Annotated in this window: 21 protein-coding genes and 1 pseudogene; 10 read left to right on the top strand and 12 right to left on the bottom strand. The window is 60.0% G+C overall.

The annotated features are described in order from the left end of the window. Positions 1–183: 183 nt before the first annotated feature. A complete protein-coding gene (locus tag BMS17_RS22820; protein ID WP_077431850.1) occupies positions 184–1,293 on the bottom strand; it encodes a 2-aminoethylphosphonate--pyruvate transaminase in 1,110 nt (369 codons plus the stop codon). A 109-nt stretch (positions 1,294–1,402) separates the two neighbouring features. Between BMS17_RS22820 and BMS17_RS22825 the strand changes: the two genes are divergently transcribed. Next, positions 1,403–2,263: a LysR substrate-binding domain-containing protein gene (locus BMS17_RS22825; RefSeq protein ID WP_046032551.1), complete on the top strand. Its 861-nt coding sequence runs from the start codon at positions 1,403–1,405 to the stop codon at positions 2,261–2,263. A 119-nt stretch (positions 2,264–2,382) separates the two neighbouring features. Here the strand turns inward: BMS17_RS22825 and BMS17_RS22830 are convergent, their stop codons facing one another. Continuing rightward, complete coding sequence (locus BMS17_RS22830) at positions 2,383–3,255, bottom strand: LysR family transcriptional regulator (protein WP_046032550.1); 873 nt, start codon at positions 3,253–3,255, stop codon at positions 2,383–2,385. A 268-nt stretch (positions 3,256–3,523) separates the two neighbouring features. Here BMS17_RS22830 and BMS17_RS22835 point away from each other — a divergent pair, with 268 nt between their 5' ends. Next, positions 3,524–4,849: an MFS transporter gene (locus BMS17_RS22835; RefSeq protein ID WP_046032549.1), complete on the top strand. Its 1,326-nt coding sequence runs from the start codon at positions 3,524–3,526 to the stop codon at positions 4,847–4,849. A 69-nt stretch (positions 4,850–4,918) separates the two neighbouring features. Next, positions 4,919–5,211, top strand: a pseudogene (locus BMS17_RS22840) (FAD-dependent oxidoreductase); the annotation flags it as partial. Positions 5,212–5,252: 41 nt separating this feature from the next. Here BMS17_RS22840 and BMS17_RS22845 read toward each other — a convergent pair. After that, the gene (locus BMS17_RS22845) at positions 5,253–6,653 is read right to left on the bottom strand and encodes a type VI secretion system Vgr family protein (RefSeq protein WP_046032547.1); all 1,401 of its coding nucleotides are present in this window, start codon (positions 6,651–6,653) and stop codon (positions 5,253–5,255) included. Between the two features lie 232 nt (positions 6,654–6,885). On the opposite strand from BMS17_RS22845, the gene BMS17_RS22850 reads away from it, so the two are divergent. Then, positions 6,886–7,590 carry a YebC/PmpR family DNA-binding transcriptional regulator gene (locus BMS17_RS22850; protein ID WP_052967776.1) on the top strand — a complete coding sequence of 235 codons (705 nt, stop codon included), beginning with the start codon at positions 6,886–6,888 and terminating at the stop codon, positions 7,588–7,590. Between the two features lie 127 nt (positions 7,591–7,717). Here the strand turns inward: BMS17_RS22850 and BMS17_RS22855 are convergent, their stop codons facing one another. The 4 genes from BMS17_RS22855 to BMS17_RS22870 form a co-directional block, all read right to left on the bottom strand. Then, positions 7,718–9,031 carry a protein kinase gene (locus tag BMS17_RS22855; protein WP_077431851.1) on the bottom strand — a complete coding sequence of 438 codons (1,314 nt, stop codon included), beginning with the start codon at positions 9,029–9,031 and terminating at the stop codon, positions 7,718–7,720. Positions 9,032–9,111: 80 nt separating this feature from the next. After that, complete coding sequence (zapE, locus tag BMS17_RS22860; RefSeq protein ID WP_077432213.1) at positions 9,112–10,242, bottom strand: cell division protein ZapE; 1,131 nt, start codon at positions 10,240–10,242, stop codon at positions 9,112–9,114. 124 nt (positions 10,243–10,366) lie between these two features. Further along, complete coding sequence (locus BMS17_RS22865) at positions 10,367–11,119, bottom strand: anti-sigma factor (protein WP_046032544.1); 753 nt, start codon at positions 11,117–11,119, stop codon at positions 10,367–10,369. Then, positions 11,116–11,622, bottom strand: coding sequence for an RNA polymerase sigma factor (locus BMS17_RS22870; protein ID WP_046032543.1), 507 nt, complete (start codon positions 11,620–11,622; stop codon positions 11,116–11,118). Before BMS17_RS22870 ends, BMS17_RS22865 begins: the two co-directional genes overlap by 4 nt. Before the next feature lie 290 nt (positions 11,623–11,912). Between BMS17_RS22870 and BMS17_RS22875 the strand changes: the two genes are divergently transcribed. From BMS17_RS22875 to BMS17_RS22895, 5 genes are all read left to right on the top strand, one after another. After that, entirely contained in the window at positions 11,913–13,466 is a 1,554-nt protein-coding gene (locus BMS17_RS22875; RefSeq protein ID WP_256577258.1) for an amino acid adenylation domain-containing protein, read from the top strand. After that, positions 13,463–14,788, top strand: coding sequence for a membrane protein (locus BMS17_RS22880; RefSeq protein WP_046032541.1), 1,326 nt, complete (start codon positions 13,463–13,465; stop codon positions 14,786–14,788). The genes BMS17_RS22875 and BMS17_RS22880 overlap by 4 nt, the downstream gene beginning before the upstream one ends. Before the next feature lie 47 nt (positions 14,789–14,835). Continuing rightward, positions 14,836–15,600 (top strand): enoyl-CoA hydratase-related protein, encoded by a 765-nt coding sequence (locus tag BMS17_RS22885; RefSeq protein ID WP_046032540.1) that lies wholly within the window; start codon positions 14,836–14,838, stop codon positions 15,598–15,600. A 122-nt stretch (positions 15,601–15,722) separates the two neighbouring features. Next, the gene (locus BMS17_RS22890; protein WP_046032539.1) at positions 15,723–16,808 is read left to right on the top strand and encodes a catalase family peroxidase; all 1,086 of its coding nucleotides are present in this window, start codon (positions 15,723–15,725) and stop codon (positions 16,806–16,808) included. Continuing rightward, entirely contained in the window at positions 16,805–17,350 is a 546-nt protein-coding gene (locus tag BMS17_RS22895) for a cytochrome b (RefSeq protein WP_077431853.1), read from the top strand. Before BMS17_RS22890 ends, BMS17_RS22895 begins: the two co-directional genes overlap by 4 nt. 181 nt (positions 17,351–17,531) lie before the next feature. On the opposite strand, the gene BMS17_RS22900 is transcribed toward BMS17_RS22895, so the two are convergent. Beyond that, entirely contained in the window at positions 17,532–18,683 is a 1,152-nt protein-coding gene (locus BMS17_RS22900; protein WP_046032537.1) for a M14-type cytosolic carboxypeptidase, read from the bottom strand. 486 nt (positions 18,684–19,169) lie between these two features. Then, positions 19,170–19,511, bottom strand: a complete 342-nt coding sequence (locus tag BMS17_RS22905) for a DUF6124 family protein (RefSeq protein WP_046032536.1) — start codon at positions 19,509–19,511, stop codon at positions 19,170–19,172. Between the two features lie 129 nt (positions 19,512–19,640). Here BMS17_RS22905 and BMS17_RS22910 point away from each other — a divergent pair, with 129 nt between their 5' ends. Next, the gene (locus BMS17_RS22910) at positions 19,641–20,282 is read left to right on the top strand and encodes a LexA family transcriptional regulator (protein ID WP_046032535.1); all 642 of its coding nucleotides are present in this window, start codon (positions 19,641–19,643) and stop codon (positions 20,280–20,282) included. Between the two features lie 39 nt (positions 20,283–20,321). On the opposite strand, the gene BMS17_RS22915 is transcribed toward BMS17_RS22910, so the two are convergent. Genes BMS17_RS22915 through BMS17_RS22925 form a run of 3 tightly spaced genes read right to left on the bottom strand, consistent with a single transcriptional unit; the run spans position 20,322 to position 24,704 of the window. After that, the gene (locus tag BMS17_RS22915; protein ID WP_046032534.1) at positions 20,322–22,271 is read right to left on the bottom strand and encodes an acetyl/propionyl/methylcrotonyl-CoA carboxylase subunit alpha; all 1,950 of its coding nucleotides are present in this window, start codon (positions 22,269–22,271) and stop codon (positions 20,322–20,324) included. Further along, positions 22,271–23,083, bottom strand: a complete 813-nt coding sequence (locus BMS17_RS22920) for a gamma-carboxygeranoyl-CoA hydratase (protein WP_046032533.1) — start codon at positions 23,081–23,083, stop codon at positions 22,271–22,273. Before BMS17_RS22920 ends, BMS17_RS22915 begins: the two co-directional genes overlap by 1 nt. Before the next feature lie 13 nt (positions 23,084–23,096). After that, entirely contained in the window at positions 23,097–24,704 is a 1,608-nt protein-coding gene (locus tag BMS17_RS22925; RefSeq protein ID WP_077431854.1) for a carboxyl transferase domain-containing protein, read from the bottom strand. Positions 24,705–24,709 lie beyond the last annotated feature (5 nt).

The following is a 24,709-nucleotide window of genomic DNA, read 5'->3' on the forward strand; positions in this document are numbered from 1 at the left end:
CTGTTGGAATGATGAGCAAATCTATGTAGCAGCTGCCGAGCTTGCGAGGCTGCGTTCGGCTGCGAAGCAGTCGTGAATTCGGGCGCTGCGGTCTATCAGGTAAACCCTGTGTAATGGGTTTACGACTGCTTCGCAGCCGAACGCAGCCTCGCAAGCTCGACAGCTGCTACAGGGTGTTTTTAATCAGATTTCGAGGACTTCCATCTCGCGCAGCACTTCGGCGACGGCCGCCACGGCCGCGTGCATCTCGGCCTGGTTGACGTGGCCGATGCAGCCGACGCGGAAGGTTTCAACCTGGGTCAATTTGCCCGGGTAGAGGATGAAACCCTTGGCCTTGACCCGTTCGTAGAATTCCTTGAACTGGTAGCGCGGATCTTTCGGTGCGTGGAACGTGACGATGATCGGCGCCTGGATCGCGGCGGGCAGAAAACTGCGCAGCCCCAGCTTCGCCATGTCATCGAGCAGCACCTGGCAGTTGTTGGCGTAGCGCTGATGCCGCGCCGGCAAGCCACCTTCTTCGTTGTATTGCAGCAACGCTTCGTGCAGCGCCGCGACCACGTGGGTCGGCGGGGTGAAGCGCCATTGACCGGTCTTGGCCATGTAGGTGTGCTGGTCGTAAAGGTCCATCGCCAGCGAGTGCGAGTTGCCGGCGGCGTTGGCCAGGGATTCTTTGCGGGCGAAGACAAAACCCATGCCCGGCACGCCTTCCAGGCATTTGCCTGAAGCGGCGATCAGCGCATCGAACGGCACCTGTTGGGCGTCAACCGGCAGGGCGCCGAACGAGCTCATGGCGTCGATGATCAGGCGTTTGCCGTGTTGCGCAATGACGTGGGCGATTTCCGGCAGCGGGTTGAGGATGCCAGTGCTGGTTTCGCAGTGAATCAGGGCGACGTGCGTAATGCTGGTGTCGGCGTGCAGCAGGCGGTCGACGTCGGCGGCGGTGGTGGGTTCGTCTTCAGCGGTTTCGAAGGTGCTGAAGGCGCGGCCGAGCACTTCGCAGATTTTCGCCAGGCGTTTGCCGTAGGCGCCGTTGATCAGCACCAGCACCTTGCCGTCACGAGGCACCAGCGTGCCGATCGCGGCCTCGACAGCAAAGGTGCCGCTGCCTTGCAGGGGCACGCAATGGTGGCTGTCGCCGCCGTTGATGATTGCCAGCAGTTGCTCGCACAGGCTAGCGGTCATTTGATTGAAGCGGTCATCCCATGAACCCCAGTCGACCATCATCGCCTGACGGGTGCGGGGCGATGTGGTCAGTGGGCCGGGGGTGAGCAGGATGGGTTCGGCAGTACTCATTCTCGTGTCCTCGCATTCGATGGGATGAAGCTACGGGACATAAATTGCAATTTGCGGTTGTATCAATCAAATTGTTTGTTGTTATGCCAGTCATCAGTGAGAATTATTCATGAACCTGTTCCAGCTTCGGGCCTTTGATGCGGTGGCCCGTGAAGGCAGCTTCACTCGTGCTGCCGCGCGGTTGTTCATCAGTCAGCCGGCGGTGACCGGGCACATCAAGGCCCTGGAGGAGCATTACCAGATCACCTTGTTGCGACGTACCGCTCGTCGAGTGGAACTGACGGAGGAGGGCACCAAACTGGCGGCGATCACCCGGGCCATGTTCGGCCTGGCGGAAGAGGCGCAAGTGATGCTCGAAGCGAATCGGCAGTTGCTGACCGGGCGCCTGGAAGTGGCAGCGGACGGCCCGCACATGGTGATGCCGATGCTGGCCAGTCTGCGCGCACGCTATCCGGGGATCACCGTGAACCTGCGGCTGGGCAATGCTCAGGAAACCCTGGCGGCGTTATTGTCCGAGCATGCCGACGTGGCAGTACTGACCGAGGTTGAACCGCGCAAAGGCCTGCATTTGCAGGCGTTGAATGAATCGCGAATTTGCGCGTTGGTGCCGCAAAATCATCCGTGGGCCAAGGCACCCAGCGTCAAGCTCAAGGAACTGGATCAGGTGATCATGGTGTTGCGTGAGCCGAGTTCGATTACGCGACGTACGTTCGATGACGCGTGTGCGACGGCGAAGGTCAATCCGCGGGTGTTGCTGGAGCTGGACAGTCGTGAAGCGGTGACCGAAGCCGTGGCCGCCGAGTTGGGGGTCGGTGTGGTGTCGTCGGTGGAAGTCAGCCATGACCCACGGGTGGCGGCAGTGCCGATCATCGGCGAGGGGCTGGTGAACCGGCACATGATCGGGTGCATGGAGCGGCGGCGGGATTTGCGCTTGATTCAGGCGTTTTTCGGGTTGGCGCCTGTCAGTTAGACCGCGGCGCGGCTATCGCGGGCAAGCCCGCTCCCACAGGATGCGCGGTGGAATCGGCTTCTGTGATCGACTCAAATCCCTGTGGGAGCCGGGCTTGCCCGCGATGGGGCCTGACCTGCCTACACCAGACTCTCGCGAACCATCTCCAGAAACGTCGCCACCACCCGCCGCGAACTCTGCTCGCGCAAGCACACCAGCGTCTCCGTCAGACGCCGCGTGCAATCGGTAATCGGCAACGCGCAAACCCTTGAGTCGGCACCGAACTCGGCGGCCGACACCACGCCAACCCCAATCCCCACGACCACCGCTTCGCGCGCCGCTTCGCGGCCTTCAACCTGAATCGCCGGGCGAATGCGGTACCCGGCGCGGGCCATTTCCTCTTCCAGTGTCTGGCGGGTCACCGAGCCGATCTCCCGCAGCACCAGGGGCGTGTCATCCAGGTCCGCGAGGCAAATCGACTCGCGATCTGCCCACGGGTGATTGCGCGAAACAAACGCCACCATCGGGTCATTGCGCAGGGGCAACGAGATCAGCCGCTCATCACTGACATCCCGACCCAGCAGCGCCAGGTCGGCCTGATAGTTGAACAGGCGAAACAGCGACTCATCGGTGTTGCCGGTTTCAATCTTTACGCTAATGCCGGGGAATTGTTCGCAAAACCGGGCGATCTGCGGCAACACGTGCACCGGCGCATCCACCGCGAGTATCAGGCTGCCGGTTTTCAACGCCTGGGAGTCGTGAAGCAACTCCTGCGCCTCGGCTTCGATGACGAACAACCGCTGGGTGATGCTCAACAATCGCTCGCCCAGGTCGGTCAGGCGTACCGAGCGTTTGTTGCGGTGGAACAGCAACACAGCAAATCGCTCTTCAAGTTTGCGCACCTGGTCGGAAATCGCCGGTTGTGTGAGAAAGAGCCGCTCGGCGGCTTTGGTAAAGCTTCCGTGGACGGCCACGGCGTGGAAGGCTTTGAGCTGGGCGTGGGAAACCGACATCGAAAACCTCCAGTAACAAGCTGATCTTATTTTTGAAATACGATAAATCGATTTCACTTATTATTCAGTAATTGTTTCTATCTGTTTCAACCCCGTGACTGCTCAGTCGATCAGCATCGGTGGCCATGAGCCTGTGCGTGTAACAGCAGGACTCATCTGACCGGTATCGCTACAGGGAATCCGCGATACCGCAGTGCTCAACAATAAAAACACAGGCGTTTTCTTCCAAATTCTGCCGGCACACTCATACCCTGAGGTCAGAACCACAATGAATAATCACATCGGCACCATCAAGCGCTGGCGCGTGCAGATCTTCGCGATCACCTGGCTCGCCTACGCTGCTTTCTACTTCACCCGCAAAGCGTTTTCCGTGGCAAAACTGGGGATCGCCGAAGACCCCACCTTCATGCTCGACAAAATGGCCATGGCCAACCTCGACGCGATCTACCTGGCGGCGTATGCCCTCGGGCAATTCACCTGGGGCATGCTTGCCGACCGCTTTGGCCCCCGGGTCGTGGTGCTTGGCGGGTTACTGATTTCGGCGGCGGCTGCGCTGGTGATGGGCAGCTTCGCGACACTGCCGATCTTCGCCACCTGCATGTTGATTCAAGGCTTGGCGCAGTCCACCGGTTGGTCGGGGCTGTGCAAGAACATCGGCAGTTTCTTCCCTGCACAGCAGCGCGGAAGAGTGCTTGGGTTGTGGAGCTCCTGCTACGCCTTTGGCGGGTTGGTGGCCTCGCCGTTTGCCGGTTGGTGGGCCTACACGCTCATCGGCACCTGGCATGCGGCGTTCATTTCCAGTGCGGCGGTGGTTGGGCTGGTCGCCGTGCTGTTTTTTATTTTTCAACGCAACAAACCGCAAGACGTCGGTCTACCGGTGGTGGACATCGAACCTGAGTTGACGGCTGAAGAGGCTGACGCCCAAAGCAGGATCAGCGTTCTGCAACCCCTGAAGGAAATCCTGCGCAACCGCACGGTGCTGGTGTTGGGTCTGGCGTACTTTCTGCTGAAGCCGGCGCGTTACGCCATTCTGTTGTGGGGCCCGGTGATCGTTTTCGAACAGATGCCGACGGTGGGCAAGGTCGGCGCGGCGATAATTCCGACGGCGTTCGAACTGGCCGGATTGCTCGGGCCGATTCTGCTGGGGCTGGCCTCGGACAAACTGTTCGGCGCTCGCCGCATGCCGGCCTGCGTGATCAGTCTGTTGGCGCTGACTGTGTCCCTCGCCTTGTTCATGGGTGCCCTGCATACCGGCAGCGTCTTGCTAGTGGTGGCCTTGCTGTTTGTCATGGGCCTGACCCTGTACGGGCCGGACTCGATGATCAGCGGCGCGGCGGCGATTGATTTCGGCACCGCCAAGGCAGGCGCGACGGCGGCAGGTTTCGTCAACGGTTGCGGTTCGGTCGGGGCAATTCTCGGCGGGTTGCTGCCAGGCTACTTCGACTCGGTCACGGTGTTCATTGTCTTCGCCGGCTGCGCGTTGTTCTCGGCCCTGGTGTTGATCCCCCACTGGAACAGCCGCCCGGCTGGCCTGCGTGGCAATTACCCGTTCGTGCCCAATCGGGCGATGGCCATCAAACCCCTGCGTACCTGAACCCTGTCCCTTGCAGCCTGCTGCGCTGGCGGCAGGCTTGCGTGTGGGCATCTGACTAGAGATTTTCCCATGAGACCCTTTTGGCTGGACCAGGCCTTAAAGGCTGATACGTCCGACACCTGCCCGGCGCTGGAGGGCAACACCCGCGCGGATGTGTGCATTGTCGGTGGCGGCTACACCGGGTTGTGGACTGCGATCATGCCAAGGAGCAGAACCCGGAACTCGATGTGGTGCTGATCGAAGCGGACATTTGCGGTGCCGGCGCCAGTGGCCGCAACGGCGGTTGTGCGTTGTCGTGGTCGGCCAAGTACTTCACGCTGGAGCGGTTGTTTGGCGTCGAAGAGGCGGTGCGCCTGGCCAAATTTGCGGCGGCGGCCGGCAAAGCGGACAAGGGCTGAGGGCTTTAGCGACGGATCAGCCAATCGAGCAGCAAACGCCCGTCGCTGCGTGGTCGATAAGCGGCACCCGGTTTGGGCGGGCGGCCGGCGGTGGCGCACAACACCGGGCGATCCGGGTCGCTGTCGAGAAAACTGATGAGCACCTCGGTGCCCGCGATTGGCAGCCAGTGCGGATCCCTCCGGCCGTCCGGCAGGGTGAGGGCTACAGGCAGCCACAGGCCGGCTGATTCGTCCCCGTCGTCTTCGAGCGTTGGCCATAACCTGACGTGTATCCGGCCTTGGTCATCCAGCTGCACCGGCTGCCCGATCGGCCCTAGCACGCGCGCCGTCTGATACCCCGGAATGCTCGGCCGGGGCTGTGTGCGCGGGGGCCTGAATTCCGTTGACCAGGGAATCGCGGTGAATTGATTGCTGTAGCGCCGTGGACGTTGATCGGCAAGGATTGAAGGCTGCTGTCCCTGGTGCCGGACTTCTGTGATCAGCCACTGATCGTTGAAGCCCGCCAGTGGATGCCCCGTCACTTGTACGATGCTTCCACTGCGCAAGTCGGATTCATTGCATCGGCCTTCAATCTGCTGATGGTGGCAGCGCATTCGCTCCAGCAACCGCCGACTGAGCTGCTCACGGTGCGCCTGCTCGGGGGACGGACGAGCAGTTGAAGGGGATGTGGCTGCAATGGCGTGGTTGGCCGCGCCGTCATCGATTGCCTGAGTGCCGAGGTTGTGGGCGATGCGGCGTTCAGGTTGGGCGCGCGCGCCATGACGCTGGAACAGCTCATGGATTACCGGCGCAGAAGTCTGCTCAATCGAAGTGTCCTGGAAGGGCAGCCGTAGCGGTTCCTGCGGAAATTTCTGAGTGTCATCGGCCAGCACCAACACATGCCCGTCGTGCCGATGTTCGAAGTGATAGTGAATGCCTTCTTCTTCGCAAAGACGCTGCAGCAGTGCCAGGTCGGTCTCTTCGTACTGAATGCAAAAAGGTCGGGGCGGGTAGTGCCCGGTTGCCAGATCCAGGCGATAGCTGGTCTCGGGCAGTGCATGTTCCTGGAACAACCGATGCAGGATCGCCGGCACACTGAGGCGATCGAACACCCGACGTGAGCGGTGACGGTCGAGGTTTTGCAGGTAGGGCACCAGGACAAGGTGATAGCCAATGCGATGCGGGCCGCGATGTTCAAGGCTGGCGCTGTGAACAATGCCGTGAATGCCGCTGTGATCGCCCAAGTTCAGATAAGCCGGTTGTTGCAGCAGCCGGTCGAGGTTGATCGCCGGTGCCAGGCTGATCATTTCAATGCTGAACCGATAGGGCTGGTTCAGGCCTTCAGCGCCACTGAACTGCAACACCTGCAGGCGCAATCCGCTTTTGAGGAGGGTCAGGGTGTAGAGACTTTCCTTGTCGTTGTGCATTGAACACGCTTCTGCCATGGAATGGGACGCGAAGGGTACGAAACCAAGCCCCTCAATGGTCACCGCAAATCGGCATTTCAGAATCGTCCTACGAGTGCTGGTGAATATGTCGATCGGCGAGGGGGCTGAATCAGTCCGCATTTTTTGGTCGATTGCCAACTTTAGGCCGTATAAACTTGCGCAACGCGTCGGCCAATAGATGTCTCGGCGCCACAGATCAAGAGAGTGAGTAATGGGCGCACAGTGGAAGGTTAAACACAAAGAAGCGGCATCCAACGCCAAAGGCAAGATTTTCGGCAAACTGGTGAAAGAAATCACCATTGCTGCGCGCAACGGTGCCGATACCGCCACCAACGCACATCTGCGACTTGTGGTTGAACAGGCCAAGAAAGCCTCGATGCCCAAAGAAACCCTCGATCGCGCGATCAAGAAAGGCGCGGGCCTGTTGGGCGAAACCGTGCAATACCATCGCGTGACTTACGAAGGCTTCGCCCCGCATCAGGTGCCGCTGATCGTTGAATGCGTAACCGACAATATCAACCGCACCGTAGCGGAAATCCGCGTGGCGTTCCGTAAGGGCCAACTGGGTGCTTCCGGCTCTGTGGCGTGGGACTTCAACCATGTCGGCATGATCGAGGCGTCCCCGGACAGCCCGGACGCCGACCCTGAAATGGCGGCGATTGAAGCCGGTGCCCAGGATTTCGAGCCGGGTGAGGACGGCGCAACCCTGTTCCTGACCGAACCTGCGGACCTCGACGCGGTGCAAAAAGCCCTGCCGGAGCAAGGTTTCACGGTGTTGTCGGCGAAACTGGGCTATCAGCCAAAGAACCCGGTCAGCGGGTTGAGTGATGAGCAAATGGCTGAAGTCGAAGCGTTCCTGGAAGGCCTCGACAACCATGATGATGTGCAGGATATGTTTGTGGGTCTGGCTGGGTAATTTGACTCTTCAGTAATACCGCTATCGCGAGCAGGCTCACTCCTACATTGGATCTCCGTCATACACAGATCCAATGTAGGAGCGAGCCTGCTCCGGGCGGCGTTCCGACGAATGACCGCGAAGCGGATCACCGATCCTGCAGCTCCCGCACAATCTCGCTGAACCCCGGTCGCTTCAGCACCTCTGGCTGACAGCAGCGCTCCTGCAACACTTGCAGCTCCTCGCGCGCGATATTGCTCAACCCCGAGTCGATGCGTTCCAGCAGTTCCCCCAGCAACACACCAAATGCCCGCACCTCGATGCGCTGCAGCGCCCGGCTTTCATGGCTGTCCACCGTCGCGTGGAAAGACGCTGCGCCAAAATCGCCCAGCAGGCAATCGCCGTGCTCGTTCCACAGGATGTTGTGGCCATAGAGGTCGCCGTGGGTGATGCCTTGGCGGTGCAAATGCCTGGCCGCCGAAGCAATGCCATGGGCAATGCGTAAGGCCACGCGCGCGCTGAAACGGGTGTTTTCGGTGTAGATGTCGCGGGTGCAGGACGCCAGGCTTGGCAGCGCGGCCAGGTTGCGATAACTCGGGTCGATCAGTTGCATCACCAGCCCGGCCTGCTGCTCGGGATGACCGACGATTCGGCCTTTGACCTGGATCAGGTTGGGGTGAAGGCCTGCGGTGATGCAGGCGTTCATTTCGTGCAGCGGTGAACCATCGCTGGTCATTTCACCCTTGTAGAGCTTCACCGCGACCGATGTGTCCGGATGCCCCTCCGGGCTCCAGGTCGCCCGATGAATCACCCCCGAAGCGCCTTCGCCCAGCAACTGTTCCAGACGTAATTGGTCCCACTGGATAAGCGGCGTGGCTTGCAGTGCAGCCGCATCGGCTTCGGTTTCCAGGGGGTTACCGGCGTACGCCAGCCAGGTCAGGCTGGGCAAGGTCAGCAGCCATTCGGGAAGTTCGCTGAGCTGATTGGCGGCGATGCGGATCAGTTCGAGCCGATGGCACTGGCTCAAGCTTCGCGGCAGGCGCTGCAAGCGGTTACCGGCGAGCATGAGTTTTTGCAGGTAGGGCCGCTCGCCCAGTTCCATTGGCAGTTCGGTGATGCGGTTGTCGGTCAGGATCAACCAGCGCAGCAACGGTGGCAGCGCGGCGGCCGGGACCGTTTCGATGGCATTGGCCTTGAAGCCGATCATCGTCAGCGCGGCGCATTGGCCCAGGCACGCAGGCAGCTCGGTAAACAAGTTGTCCGAGCAGAACAGCACGCGTAAACGGGTCAGGCGATGGAGGTCATCGGGCAGGCTGCTCAGGGCGTTGCCGCTGAGGTTGAGCACTTCCAGCGAGTCCGCCAGATCGAAGATTTCCCGGGGGAACTCTGTCAGGCCGCAGGCCAGGTCCAGGCGGGTGATGCCAGTCAGTTGGCCGGCGCGCAGTTGGGCGAGGGTATCCATGAGCGGGTTCGCTTTTGATCAAGTGAAGGCGCAGGGGCCCGGAAATGGGCGACATGATAACGGTAAAGGGTTCGCGCTTGTCAGGCCGTTGCGCGCACTTCCAGCAACTGCCCCAGACGGCTACGCGTGCGGGCCAGATCGATGGCATCGCCGCCCAGGCTTTCGCGCAGTGATTGCAGGCCGAGCAATGTCAGGTGCTTGTCCTGATCGTATAAAACGTCGATCAAATTGATGAAACGCTGCTGCGCGGCGATCGAACAGTCGGCCAGGTTGGGCAGTTCGTCGATGATCCAGTGATCGAAGCGCCGGCACAGCTCCAGATAATCCATGACGGCGGTAGGGTGTTCGCACAGGTCGCCAAAGGTGAACGCGATGGTCCGTTCTGCGCAGTGCTGCGCTTGCAGGTGGCGGGTGCCGACCGCTAGTTGCAATGGCGTGGGGTTGCGTTCGGGCAGGTTCAACGCCTGACGTTGTGCGACGCTGCCCGGCCAGACATACCGGCCCTGGGTGAACACCTGTTGCGCGTGCGTTCGCACCTGACTGCGGTAGTCATGCGGGCCGCCGACTTCCATCACGTGCATGCGGGCGTGGATCAGGTCGATGACCGGTTTGAAACGCGCATGGTAGAGCGGGTTGGGCAGCAAGCCTTCCGGCGGGTAGTTGGACGTCACCAGCAACAGGATGCCGCGACGAAACAGTGCCTTGAACAGTCGCGTGATGAGCATCGCATCGCCGATGTCATGGACGTGAAACTCGTCGAAACACAACACCCGGCAATCGTTCAGCAGCTCATCGAGGGTGAATGCCAGCGCATCGGGCTGATCGCGATGGATGAACATGCCCTGGTGCAATTGCGCAAAAAACTCATGGAAGTGCAGGCGCTGTTTTGCCTCAATAGGGATCGCCTGGAAGAAACCGTCGAGCAACCAGCTCTTGCCGCGCCCGACCGCACCATGCAAGTAAAGACCGGGCGGCGTTTTCGCCGACGCACCCAGCAGCGCCGTGGCGTGCTGTGCCATGCAGTCGATCACGCGCTGCTGGCTATGGCTGAGGGTATAACCCTGGGCATGGGCCTTTTGCCGAAAGTAGTCGTGGACGGCTTTACCTGCCGCCATCCCGCAGGCAGGGGCCGCGAGCGTCTTGCCGAACAGGCCGCGCAAGGAAGGCAAGCGCGGTGTGAGTCGCGAACGGTCAGGCGGTCGAGCGGCCATGGTCATGTCACCCCGAAATCGTCAGGCCGGCTCCCCGAGCAGCGGCGGCGTAGTGTAACCAGTTGGGGAATTTCCCTTCCAGTCATGTCGACGGACGCCGCGTTTTACACCCACCTGAAACGAATCAGAACTGCACCGTTTTCTTGAGCATCTGCGCTGCTGGCGTGTCGCTCGGGCTGACCATCGCATAGTTGTAGCCGCCGCCGGACCAGTACTCGGCCTGCAACTCGCCGTCGCTGCGACTGCCTCGTGGCAGCAAATTGTTTTTCGGGCCTGGTGGGCGCACGTAGAAGCTGATCTTGTGCCCGCCCTGATCCTCGTAAACCACCATGGCCGCCGGCCCTTGTTCGGTACTGAGCAAACGGCCGCTGACCGGTTTGAAGCCTGAACTCGACAAGTCAGGCAGGCGATGGGCCTGGGTGAAATAACGGTCGAGCCAACCTTGCATGTCGCCGTCGGCGACGGCTTTGTAGTCCGCCGGCAGGATGCCTTGCTGGGCGATCAGGCGATAAGCCTGCATGGCATCGGCCATCGGCGTCTGGGCGCTGGCCAGGGTCATCTCGCGCGCTTGCCAGCCGCTCAATCCACCCACGGCAACAGCGATCAACAGCACCGCCGCGCTGGCCAGATGACGACGGGACTGGTGTTTGAGGCGCTGGCGAATCAGCGCCGGGTCGAGGTCCTGATTGACGGGGAGTTGCAGCGTGCCGCTCAGGGCGGCGCGCAATTGTTGAGCATCCTGCTGCCAGGCGCGCACTTGCACGGCCACTTCAGGGTGACTGGCCAGATAGGTTTCCATCAGGTGTCGGTCGGCGTCGTTGAGCTGGTGATCGACGTAGGCGTGCAGGTCACGCTCGCTCGGGGGCATGCTGATCATTTGAGTATCCGCAGAGTAGGGCTGGTGATTTCGCCGTCGCTGAGCTGGCGCAAGGCCTGGCGTGCGCGGGACAGGCGGGACATCACGGTGCCGGTAGGGACGTTGAGAATCGCGGCGACCTCTTTATAACTCAAACCTTCCACCGACACCCAGAGCAGCAGCGCGCGCTGTTCGGTGGTGAGCTGATCGAAGGCTTGCAGTGTCGATTGGGCAATCACCGTGCGCTCGACCGATGGTTGTGCGTCGTCACGCCCGGTAAAGAATTCGAGCATCCGCGCATAGCGCCGGGAACGGCGGTGGGCATCCAGAAACTGGCGATAAAGGATTGAAAACAGCCAGGCGCGCAAGTCGCCCTCGGGGCGTTTGTCGCCCCAACTCGACAGGGCGCGCTCCAGGCTCGACTGCACCAGATCGTCGGCAGCGCTGGGATTGCGCGTCAGCGACACCGCGAAACGCCGCAGCCTGGGAATGATTTCTCTGAGTTGTTCGTCGATATCGTTCATGGGGAAGGGTGTGTCTTGAGTCAGTGAAGGGCGGCATTGACAAGGAAGACGCCGGCTACTGCAGGTTATTCCCTCTACTGGAAAAGAAAATCCCACGGTCCACTTTCTGTAGGACTGTTCCTATCTGGTTGTAATCCATGTAACGGCATCAAGCGTCGTGGCTCAACCCTCATAACAAGCGCAACCGGCACTCAGTTCAGCCGGCCTTGAGCTTACACATTGAGCCCGTTGAGACTTTTTTCATGCAAGAGCACGCAATCACCCTCAAACCAGCATTAGCCTATTGTGCGATGCCTGTGTCCGCAGTCGATCAGGAGCTTTGGCAGCCTTTTGCTTGTGGGCCGACGGTCAAGCCAGCGTTCTCCTTGATTCATCATGCAATCGAAGCGCAAGCCGTGACCAACCCGCAAGGTGTTGCGGCCCATTGCCTGGGTGAATCCATCACCTACCGAGAATTGAACAGACAGGCCAATCGACTGGCTGCCTTGTTGATAACGGAAGGCGTCAATCCAGGTGATCACGTTGCCTTGTTCGTGGAACGGTCGATCCCCATGCTGGTAGGTATGTTGGCCGCGTTGAAAGCAGGCGCGGCCTACATTCCCCAGCACGTGGGGATCACCCCTGCGACGCAATTGCGCCACATCATGGAGGTTGCCGACACACGTTTGGTGCTGACGCTGTCGAACCTGCAGTCGCAGATTCCCCTGACTGCGGCGCAGCACTGCATTTGCCTTGATACGTTCATGTCCGAGGCGTCAATGCAATCGGACGAATTGAACGTGGCCTGTACGCCGTTAATGACCCCGGATCACCTGTGCTTCCTTTTGTTCACCTCCGGTACCACCGGACAGCCCAACGGGGTTCGGGTTACCCAGCGTAATGTCTGCAATATTCTGCTGACGGAACCTGGCAACCTCGGCATGAAGCCTGGGCTCAAGGTCGGGCAGATTCTAAACATCGCCTTCGATATGGCCGCCTGGGAGATTTTGGGTTGCCTGGCCCATGGCGCGACGTTAATGATCCGTGGCAAAGACATTGCTCAGACTGCCGAACAATGCGATGTACTGATCGCCACGCCGTCGATTCTCGGCACACTCGATCCGGCACGTTGCCAGCAGGTCAAGGTCGTTGCCGTTGCCGGTGAGCCGTGTCCACAGCCGCTGGCCGATCGCTGGTCTTCGTTCTGCATTTTTTTCAATGCCTGCGGACCGACCGAAACCACCATCGTCAACACCATGCAGCGCTACCAGACCGGTAAGGCCCTGACCATCGGCAAACCCACGCCCAATAACACGGTGTACGTACTCGATGAAAACGGTCGACCTTGTGCCACAGGGGTGCAAGGGGAGATGTGGGCTGGCGGGGATTGCGTGACGGCCGGATACCTGGGGAATGCCGCTCTCACTGCCGAACGTTATCGCCCCGATCCCTTTCTCGGTGAGAACCGGATGATGTTTCGCACTCGCGACCTGGGACGCTGGACAGAAGATGGCGAGCTCGAACACTTGGGGCGCGTCGATGATCAAGTCAAGGTGCGGGGTTTTCGGGTTGAACTCGATAGCGTGTCCGCGGTGCTGGAGTCGTGCGCCTCCTGCGAGAGGGCGGTCACGCTGAAACTCGACAGTCGTCATCTGGTTGCCTTCGTCAGCCCCGCGTCCACCGATGTCGAAGAGGCGAGACGTCTCTGCGAGGAGCGCCTCGCCTACTATTGCGTACCTTCGTTGATCATCGCTCTGGACCACATTCCCCTGACGTCACGGGGTAAAGTCGACAAGCGGCTGCTGCTGGAACAAGCGCAACAGGCCAGGCTTGATGTCAATGTTGTACCAACGGTGAGCGCATGAGCACCGCCGGCGGTCTACCCGCCAAGCGTGCGATTTGGCGACGGCTCGGAACGCTGTCGGTGTTCTCTCATTACAACCGCCTTGTGGCATTGGTACTGGTACTTAATGGTGCCGCGCTGGCGCATGGGTTGAACGCGGGGCAATGGTGGACCCCCTCCGGTGTTGCACTGGAAATGCTGGCGGGGTTGGTGTTGGCGAATCTGTCGTTGGCGATTTTGATTCGTCAGCAATACGTCATCAACCTGCTGTTCTGGCTAGCCACCCGGGCTCCCACCCGTTGGCCGCTGCCGATTCGTCGTTCATTGGCCAAGGTCTATCACTTTGGTGGGCTGCACAGCGGCGCAGCCTTGGCAGCCATTGGCTGGTTCGTGGCATTGCTAGGCTCATTGGGTTGGCATTGGATTGATGACAAGGGCGGCGTTTCGGCAACGCTTCTGTGGGTGAACGCAGCACTGCTGGGCGTGTTGTTGCTGATAGCGACCATGGCGCATCCCGGGATTCGCTCACGTTTCCACAATGGATTCGAACGAACACATCGCTTCGGTGGCTGGACGGCGCTCGCTTTGTTTTGGGTATCGACCTTTGTGTTTGCCCGTGATCAGAACCCGCAAGTGCCGTTGCAAGAAGTACTGGCCACTTCTGTTCCCTTTTGGATGCTGGTGGTCCTGACGTTCAGTATTGCGCTGCCATGGCTGCGTTTACGCAAAGTGCCGGTGCAGTTACTCAGGACTTCATCCCACGCTGTGATTGCCCGGTTCGGGCATGTCACGCCGTTTGCAGGTTCGTCAAACGCCATCAGTCTCAATCCGCTGCTGGAATGGCATTCGTTTGCCAACATTCCCGCGCCGGGGCAGGCCGGTTTCCGCCTGATCATTTCCCGTGCCGGGGACTGGACCGGCGAATTCATCGAGCAAATGCCGACTCACGTCTGGGTCAAAGGCATTACCACCGCAGGTGTGGCGCACATAGAAACCCTGTTCAAGTCGGTGGTGTATATCGCGACCGGTAGTGGTATTGGCCCGGTGCTGCCTCATCTTCTTGCCAGGCAGGTACCGATACATCTGATCTGGTCGACCCGCAACCCACGCAAAACCTACGGTGACGAACTGGTGGAGGAGATTCTCCGGGCCGAGCCCGACGCCTTGATCTGGGACACCGATGTGCTCGGCAAACCCGATCTGGTGCAACTGGCCTATGACGCAGTTCAAGCGACCGGTGCAGAGGCTGTGATCTGCATTTCCAACCAGGCACTGACTCAACGTGTGGTCGAGGAAATGGAAGGTCGGGGTATTCCGGCCTATGGCGCGATCTGGGATTCCTGAGGTGTGAGTAAGTGCTCGCCATTCAACCATTATTCAACGAGGTCACCATGTACACATTGATCGAACGTCATGATCGAGTCGTATTGATTCGTCTCAACCGCCCGCAAGCCCGGAACGCCCTGAATGATGAACTCATGCGCGAATTGCTGGACATCCTGCAACGACTGGATCGGGACCCGCAGGTGGGGTGTTTCGTCCTGACGGGTACCGAGGATTTTTTCGCCGCCGGCGCCGATATCAAGGAAATGCAGCAAAAGTCATATCTGGACATGGTTCACGAGGATTACTTTGCCGGGTGGGAGGCCTTTGCCGCGTTACGTACCCCCAAACTGGCAGCCGTCGCCGGATATGCCTTTGGCGGCGGTTGTGAGTTAGCCATGATGTGCGACCTGATCTTTGCTGCCGACAACGCGCAATTTGCTCAACCGGAAATCAAACTGGGCGTGATGCCAGGCATCGGGGGCACCCAGCGTCTCACGCATCTGATCGGCAAATCCAAAGCCATGGACATGATTCTGACCGGACGTTCGATGTCTGCCCAGGAAGCCGAACGGGCGGGGTTGGTGTCGAGAGTGATTGCCGCCGCCGATCTGCTGGAGGAGTCCCTGGCAGCGGCGCAGACCATCGCCGGTTTTGCCAAGACCGCTACCATGGCGGCGCGCGAAGCGGTTGATCGTGCGCTGGAGTCTGGATTGCGCGAAGGTCTGCTGTACGAGCGAAGGGCGTTCCATGGGTTGTTTTCCACCCCTGGGCAACAAGAAGGCATGCAGGCTTTTCTCGATAAACGTGAGGCGCGTTTTAACCCCGTGTAACGGGCCTCTGGTATTCGTCGCTCGCGGTGATTTGAAAGAAACTACAGTTCAGGGGGAATAATCCTACGTGACGTTCGTCTCATAGGTCCTTCCCCCTATGGCCGATGGCCCTGGAGTCTTTCATGGTTGATCGCTCAACACCGCCCACACGGCCACCGCTGAGTGGCGCAAGCCTGACACTGCGTTTGACCGGCATCGCCGTGGTGGTCGCCGCGTTGGCCGGGGCCTTTGCCTACGTCAACGGCACCATTGACCCACAGCGTCTGACACCCAAAAAACTGATCAATGTGCTGGAAACCAACAACGGTGTGCACCCTGGATTCCGTCGTAACCACGCCAAAGGTGTGTGCGTGATCGGTCATTTTGAAAGCACCGCCGAGGCGCGCCCCTTTTCCAGCGCCCAGGTGTTCAGCGAGGCTCAGACCCCGGTGGTCGGGCGGTTCGCGTTGCCTGCCGGCAATCCTTACGCACCGGACAGCGCCGTGCCGATTCGTAGCCTGGCGTTGCGTTTCACTCAGGCCAACGGTCAGCAGTGGCGCACCGGCATGAACAGCATGCCGGTATTCCCGGTGGGCACGCCTGAGGCGTTCTACCAACTGCAGCAAGCCCAGTCGCCGGATCCCGCCACCGGCAAACCCAACCCTGCGGCGGTTCCGGCGTTTTTCGGCTCCCACCCGGAAGCGGCGCCGTTCCTGGCCTGGATCAAAACCGCCAAGCCGTCGGCCAGTTATGCGACAGAGTCGTACAACAGCGTCAACGCGTTTTACCTGGTGAATGCTGCCGGTCAACGCCAGGCAGTGCGCTGGAACATGGTGCCGGTGGCTCAGGATGTGGCGGGTGCCGCCGCGCCTGAGGGCAGTGATTTTCTTGAGAAAGACCTGGTTCAGCGCTTGTCGGCCGGGCCGTTGCGTTGGCAGTTGAAGATCACGCTGGCGAACCCGGAAGACCCGGTCAACGACGCCAGCAAGGCCTGGCCCGACGGTCGTAAAGTACTGAACGCCGGTACCTTGGTGCTGGAGCGCACTCAGCCACAGCTCAATGGTGAGTGCCGCGACATCAACTACGATCCGCTCGTGCTGCCCAGCGGTATCGAAGGTTCCGACGACCCGTTGCTCGCTGCTCGTTCAGCCGGTTACGCCAGTTCCTACTTGCGTCGCACCAGTGAAGTCAGTCAGTTGCCCGCCGCTAAACAGGAGGCTCGACAATGAGCGCTCAACCGAACCATTTCGCGCAATTGGCGCGGCTGCTGCATTGGCTGATGGCGCTGATGATTATTGCGATGCTGTTTATCGGTGCGGGAATGGTGGCCTCGGTGTCCGAGCGCCATGAGTGGTTGATTCATCTGCACAAGCCGTTGGGCATTGCGATATTGCTGCTGGTGATCGTGCGTGTGTTCGTGCGCTTTTCCACGCAACAGCCACCCTTGCCAGAAGACCTGCCGGGGTGGCAGGTGCTGGCGGCCAAGGCTTCGCACCTTTTGCTGTACGCATTGATGTTTGTGTTGCCGTTGCTCGGTTGGGCAATGATTTCGGCAGCGGGCGACCCGGTGATGCTGAGCCATTCAATCCAGCTGCCGTCGATCCTGCCGGCCAATGCTCAGGTGTTCGCGTTCCTGCGCAAGGCGCATGGGTACTTGGCGTATCTGCTGTTTTTGACCGTGTTGCTGCACTTGGCGGCGGCGTTGTTTCACGGTTGGGTGCGGCGTGATGACGTGCTGGACAGCATGTTGCGGGGTAAGGATCGCGGGTAATCTCTGTAGCAGCTGGCGTAGCCTGCGTTCGGCTTATGTAGCAGCTGCCGAAGGCTGCGTTCGGCTGCGAAGCAGTCGTCATCAAAAACACCGCGGTTGATCTGAAACACCGCGGTGTTGGTTTTTACGACTGCTTCGCAGCCGAACGCAGGCTACGCCAGCTGCTACATGAGCCGGGTAATCAGCGCAGGGTGTCGATCATGTCGGCGACGGTGGTCAACACGTCTTTACCCAATTGCTTCGAGCGTTTTCCGGACCAGCCAGTGAGCGCATTCGGCGAATCGTTGTTGTCCTTGAACGGCATTTCCAGGGTCAAGGACAGGCAATCGAATTTCTGACCGACGCTGTTGCAGGCCAAGGTCATGTTGGCTTTACCCGGCTCATCACGGGTGTAGCCATGCTTGGTCTGGAAGTCCTTGGTCAGGTGTTTCAGATGGCTGCGGAAATGCTCTTCGAGTTTTTCGATTCGCGGCGTGTATCCAGGGTTGCCTTCACAGGCAGCGGTGAACACGTAGGGGATTTCTTCATCGCCGTGGATGTCGAGGAACAGGTCGACGCCATACTTTTCCATCTGCTGCTGAACGAACAGCACTTCCGGGCTGATTTCCTGACTGGCGCTCTGCCAGGCACGGTTCAGGTCCTGCCCCATGGCGTTGGTGCGCAGATGACCATGGAAGGCGCCGTCCGGGTTCATGTTCGGCACCAGGTACAGGTCGGCGCTGGCCAGCAGTTTGTTCAATACCGGGTCATCGTGTTTTTCCAGGCGTTCGATGACGCCCTCCATGAACCATTCGGCCATGTGTTCGCCGGGGTGTTGCTGAGCGATCATCCAGACTTTGCGCCGGCCTTCGGCACCCGTGCCTTTACGCAGCAATTGAATGTCACGCCCTTCGACGCTCTTGCCGGTGGCCAACAGTTCGGTGCCAGCTTTGGTCAATGCCTGTTCGATCAACCAGTCGTGACGGCCACGGCTATAGGGTTCGAAGTAGGCGAACCAGGCGTGGGTCGCGGTGGCTTCGAGGCTGAAGCGCAGGCAGTCGCCTTCGAAGATGGTGGGTACGCGGAACCAGTTGACGTGGTCGTAGGACGCAACGGCCTGATAGCCGTCCCAAGCCTTGTTATAGGAGGACTTGCTGGCGTTGTTCAGGCGAAACCAGTGCTCCTGACCGACGTGAAGACCGCTGGCCTTGAAGTGGAACCATTGAAAGTGTTGGCTGCGGGTGTCGGGTTTGATGGCCAGCAATGCTTGAAGCGGATTGCTGATATCCAGCACTTCAATGTTGCCACTGTCGAAGTTTGCACTGATGTCGAAGGAAGATTTAGCCACGGTCATAATCGATATCCAGAATATGATTTTATGGCGGCTACTTTACACGCAAGACAGGGGGGAAACCGAGGGAAATTGCGGGGTGCAGAGGGGGGCGTCCTCCTTGACGCCGACGCAGCTTAGAGACAGTGTGATTGATTCTCAAGTGCTATTTTTACATTGGTTTGGCCCAATGATGCCGGGCTTCTCTTGCCAACCGATATTCTTTTGATATTATCCGCGCCATCGAATTTGCAGCACCCAAAGACTTCATTAGCCTGAAGGTAAAAGCCAGAATAACTGGCAAAAAAAAGACCCGGCAAAAAGCCGGGTCAAAAACCGTGATTAGCCTGATGAGGAGATAGTCCAGAAGACCGACCTAAGGTCATTTGGACAATCGACTGATCTCGCGATCAGCTGCATGCAATAATAATCATTCTCGTTTGGAAGTCAAATGAATTTATCTGCACGATGGGAAAATTCTTTCCCGTCTTCCCCAGAAGTACCTTCGCTTCACACGTTCTGATGCGCTTGCAATGACCGATCGATCATCGCCTTGGCCATGTCGATCATGTGCACCGTCGAAAACGCCAGGTCGCGGCTTGCACCGTGCAGGTTACTGGCGGACTCGTGTGCAGTCGCCGCAGCGCATCGCAACAAATCCGAGGCATGAACCAGTGCTTCTTCAGCACTGATACCCGGGTTCACATCAAAGAAACGCTCGACCGTCGCGGCTTCGGACACAGTTGGTTTCAAGTAGTAATCCAATGCTCGTTGCGCGGCAGCACTGCCTTTTGGCGAGGTCAGGGTGGTATCGATTTGCATGTCTGGCAGGTCGTTGCTGGGTAACGTCATGACGATGGCAAGCTCCGTGATAGATTCAGATCCGTGAATCCATCCTAGTACGAACTGTATTTGTGACAGGGATTTAAATACTACAATTTGTGTTTTGTTGGTCGGAGTACCCCACGTATCGTGCCGCACATGGATAAATGGATTGAGTTGGTCAAAGCCAAGATGAGTGAGCTCAAAGTCACTCAAGAGGTACTCGCCGACCGCCTCGGGATGTCCCAGGGTGGCGTGGGTCACTGGCTGAATAAACGCCGTTCGCCGAGCATCGAAGACATGAATCGTGTCTTGCGCGCGCTCGGGATGGATTTTCTGGAAGTGGCGATGGTGATTCGCGAGGTCTTGCAGGATGACGAGCCTTGCCTGACACACAAGTACAACCCGTACTTCCGCTACCCGGTCAGTGACTGGCGGGAGCCCGCGCAAGTGCGTGACGGTGAGTTATCGGTCTACGGCAAGCCGCGTTTCGAACTGACCGATTACCACGCGCAGGGTGCTGCGTTCTGGCTGGAGGTGGTGGGCGATGCGATGACTGCGCCAACGGGCATAAGTATCGCCGAGGGCATGATGATCCTGGTCGATCCGGCCATTGTGCCAGAGCCCGGAAAACTGGTGATCGCGCAGTGGTCGGACAGCACCGAGGCGACCTTTCGCAAACTGATCGAAGAGGGCGGGCAGCGTTACCTGGTCCCGCTCAATCCGACGTATCCGAAAGCCCTTTTCACCGAGGAGTGTCGAATACTCGGCGTAGTGGTTCAGGCAACGGCCAAATTCTAATCAGATCGGTCCTCGCAAAACGTAGGACCGATCTTCATTTCACGCTTCTTCCAGTTCGACCAACGCACTGCCTTCGCTGACCATTTCGCCTTCCTGGCAATACAAGGCCTTGATCACACCCGCGTGGGGCGCACGAATGCTGTGCTCCATTTTCATTGCTTCCAACACCACCAATTGCGCCCCGGCTTCGACCGTTTGCCCGGCCTCCACCAGGACTCGCACGATGCTGCCGTTCATCGGGGCCGTGAGACCGCCCTGATGGCTGTGGCTGGCTTCGACGGCGCTGATCGGGTCGTAGGACTCGATACGGCGCAGTTCACCTTCCCATTGCAGATAGACAGAGTCGCCACGACGGAGGGTCCGATGCTGGCGGCGCACGCCGTTGTGCTCGGTCAGCAATTGCTCGCCTTTGAGTTGCGCCGTGCAGATGTCGCCCAGGGTCAACGCCCGGTCCTGGTTTTCGCAGCTCAGGTGCAGGGTGATTTCCTTCGGCAATCCGGCACGGAAACCATTACTGATCCCCCACGGCGAACTCACGTCATCAGCGCGCGGTGAAGCTGGCTGGCTCTGGGCGACCGCCTGCGCAGCGGCTTGCCAGAACGCGTCATCGAGGTCCGAGGGCGCTGGCAACAATTGCTCCTGAAAACGCGGGATAAACCCGGTGTCCAGCTCTGCCGCCGCAAACGCAGGGTGCGCGATGATCCGGCGCAGGAAGTTGATATTGGTCTTGAGCCCGCCAATCGCAAACTCATCGAGCATGCTCAGCAAGCGCAGACGCGCCTGTTCGCGGTCCTCGCCCCAGGCAATCAGCTTGCCCAGCATCGGGTCGTAGAATGGCGAAATTTCATCGCCTTCCTCGACACCGCTATCAACCCGACGTCCGGGGCCTGCGGCGGATTCGCGATACAGGTCCAGGCGGCCGGTGGCCGGCAGGAAGTCATTGGCCGGGTCCTCGGCGTACAGCCGCACTTCAATCGCGTGACCGATCAGCGGAACCTCGGCCTGAGTCATCGGCAGCGCTTCGCCACGAGCCACACGAATCTGCCAGGCCACGAGATCGAGCCCCGTGATGGCTTCGGTGACCGGGTGTTCCACCTGCAAGCGCGTGTTCATCTCCATAAAGAAGAACTCACCGCGCGAATCCAGCAGAAACTCCACGGTGCCGGCGCCGACATAACCGATGGCTTGCGCCGAACGCACAGCCGCCTCGCCCATGGCACGACGCAGTTCCGGGCTCAAGCCTGGCGCGGGGGCTTCCTCGACGACTTTTTGATGGCGACGCTGGATCGAGCAGTCACGTTCATTCAAGTACAAGCAGTTGCCATGCTGATCGGCGAAGACCTGGATTTCCACATGACGCGGTTTGAGGAGGTACTTCTCCACCAGCATCCGCGAATCGCCGAAGGACGATTTCGCTTCACGCTGGGCCGAGGCCAGGGCTTCGGCCAACTGGCTGACATCCTCGACCACTTTCATGCCTTTGCCGCCACCGCCGGCGGTGGCCTTGAGCAGCACCGGATAACCGATGCGTTCGCAGGCATCGCGGAAGGTGTCGAAGTCTTGCGCTTCGCCGTGATAGCCGGGGACCAACGGTACGCCGGCGGTTTCCATCAGCGCTTTGGCCGCGGATTTACTGCCCATGGCGTCGATGGCCGAGGCGGGTGGGCCGAGGAAAATCAGGCCTGCCTCTTCAATCGCGCGGGCGAACCCGGCGTTCTCCGACAAAAAGCCATAACCCGGATGAATCGCCTGAGCACCGCTGGCCTTGGCGGCAGCAATCAGTTTGTCGATTTGCAGGTAACTGTCGGCGGCTTTGCTGCCACCGAGGTCGACGCGGATATCCGCTTCGCGGCTGTGGCGCGCGTCGCGGTCAGTGGCGCTGTGCACGGCCACGGTGGTCAGGCCCAGGGCTTTGGCGGTGCGCATCACGCGGCAGGCGATTTCGCCACGGTTGGCCACCAGCAGGGTGGTGAGAACAGGTGCGCTCATCAACGCGGCTCCTTCGTGGTGGGGGCCTGCCAGCTCGGCGGACGTTTTTGCAGAAAAGCGCGCAGGCCTTCCTGACCTTCAGGGCTGACGCGGATACGGGCGATGGCATTTTCGGTGTAGCGGCGCAGTGCCGGAGTCAATTCGCCGTGACTGACTTCGCGCAGCAGATCCTTGCTGGCGCGCATGGCGGCCGGGCTGTTGAGTAGCAGGTTGTCGATCCACTGATCGACCTTTTGCTCCAGCTCAGTGGCCGGATAGCTCTCCGACAACAAGCCGATTTCCCGCGCCCGTTGCCCGCCGAAACGTTCGGCAGTCAGGGCATAACGGCGTGTCGCGCGTTCGCCAATGGCTTGCACCACGAACGGGCTGATGACCGCCGGCGCCAGGCCGATGCGCACTTCCGACAGGCAGAACTGCGCGTCATCGGCGCCAATGGCCATGTCGCAGCAACTGATCAGGCCCAGTGCACCGCCGAATGCCGCGCCTTGCACCACGGCCACTGTCGGGATTTTCAACTTGGCGAGGTTGTACATCAATTCCGCCAGTTCCCGGGCGTCGTCGAGGTTGGTGTTGTAATCGAGCTCGGCCGACTGCTGCATCCACGCCAGGTCTGCGCCGGCGCTGAAATGCTTGCCGCGCCCGCGCACCAGCAAAAAGCGCAGGCTGGTGTCGCTGGCCACGGTATCCAGCGCGAGGATCAGTTCGCGGATCATTTCAGCATTGAACGCGTTGTTCTTTTCTTCACGGCTGAGCCACAGGGTGGCGAAACCCCGTGGGTCGGTCAGCAGTTCGAGGGTATTGAAGTCGCTCATGGTTTTCTCCCGATCACATCCGGAACACGCCGAAGCGGCTCGGTTCGATAGGCGCGTTCAACGACGCGGACAAGGCCAGGGCCAGCACATCGCGAGTCTGCGCCGGGTCGATGACACCGTCGTCCCACAGCCGTGCGCTGGAGTAGTAGGGGTGACCCTGTTCTTCATATTGATCGAGGATTGGTTGCTTGATCTCGGCTTCCTGCTCGGCGCTGAAACCATGACCACTGCGCTCGGCCTGCTCGCGTTTGACCTGCACCAACACCCCGGCGGCTTGCTCGGCGCCCATCACGCCGATGCGAGCGTTCGGCCACATCCACAGGAAGCGCGGGTCGTAGGCTCGCCCGCACATGCCGTAGTTGCCGGCACCAAAACTGCCGCCAATGATCACGGTAAATTTCGGCACTTTGGCGCACGCCACAGCGGTCACCAGTTTCGCGCCATGCTTGGCGATGCCACCAGCCTCGTATTTCTGGCCGACCATGAACCCGGTAATGTTTTGCAGGAACAGCAACGGAATGCCGCGCTGACAGGCCAGTTCGATGAAGTGCGCGCCTTTCTGCGCGGCTTCGGCGAACAGGATGCCGTTGTTGGCGAGGATCGCGATCGGGTAACCGTGCAAGTGGGCAAAGCCGCAGACCAGTGTGGTCCCGAACAGTGCCTTGAATTCGTCAAACACCGAACCGTCGACCAGGCGCGCAATGACTTCGCGTACATCGAACGGTTGCTTGGCGTCCGCCGACACCACGCCGTACAGCTCGTCGTTGCTGTACAGCGGAGCAATCGGCGCACGTTGTTGCAGCTCGCCGAGTTTGCGCCAGTTGAGGTTGGCGACACTGCGTCGGGCAATGGCCAGGGCGTGTTCATCGCTCTCGGCGTAGTGGTCGGCCACCCCGGAAATCTTGCAATGCACATCGGCCCCGCCAAGGTCTTCGGCGCTGACCACTTCACCGGTCGCGGCTTTCACCAGCGGTGGGCCGGCGAGGAAAATCGTCGCCTGCTGACGAACCATGATCGCTTCGTCAGCCATCGCTGGCACATACGCGCCACCGGCGGTGCAGGAGCCCATGACCACCGCAATTTGCGGAATGCCCATGGCGCTCATGTTGGCCTGGTTGAAGAAGATTCGTCCGAAGTGCTCGCGATCCGGGAACACTTCATCCTGGCGCGGCAAATTGGCGCCGCCAGAGTCCACCAGATAGATGCACGGCAGGCGATTCTGCTGGGCGATGGTCTGGGCGCGCAGGTGTTTTTTCACCGTTAGCGGGTAGTACGAGCCGCCTTTGACCGTGGCGTCGTTGGCGACGATCATGCACTCGACGCCTTCCACGCGGCCGATCCCGGCGATTACGCCAGCGGCTGGAACGTCTTCACCGTAGACCTCGTAGGCCGCCAGTTGACTGATCTCAAGAAACGGCGAACCCGGATCGAGCAAGCGGTTGATCCGCTCGCGGGGCAGCAATTTGCCCCGCGAGGTGTGGCGTTCTTGTGCCTTCGGGCCGCCACCTTGCTGCACTTGGGCGAGCAGGGTGTGCAGGGCGTCGACCTGTTTGAGCATCGCCGCGCTGTTGGCCGCGAACTCCGCCGAACGGGGGTTGAGCTGGGTATGCAGGATAGCCATGGACA

Origin of the sequence: Pseudomonas sp. C9, assembly GCF_002000165.1 — a bacterium.
In the GTDB taxonomy this organism is placed as follows: domain Bacteria; phylum Pseudomonadota; class Gammaproteobacteria; order Pseudomonadales; family Pseudomonadaceae; genus Aquipseudomonas.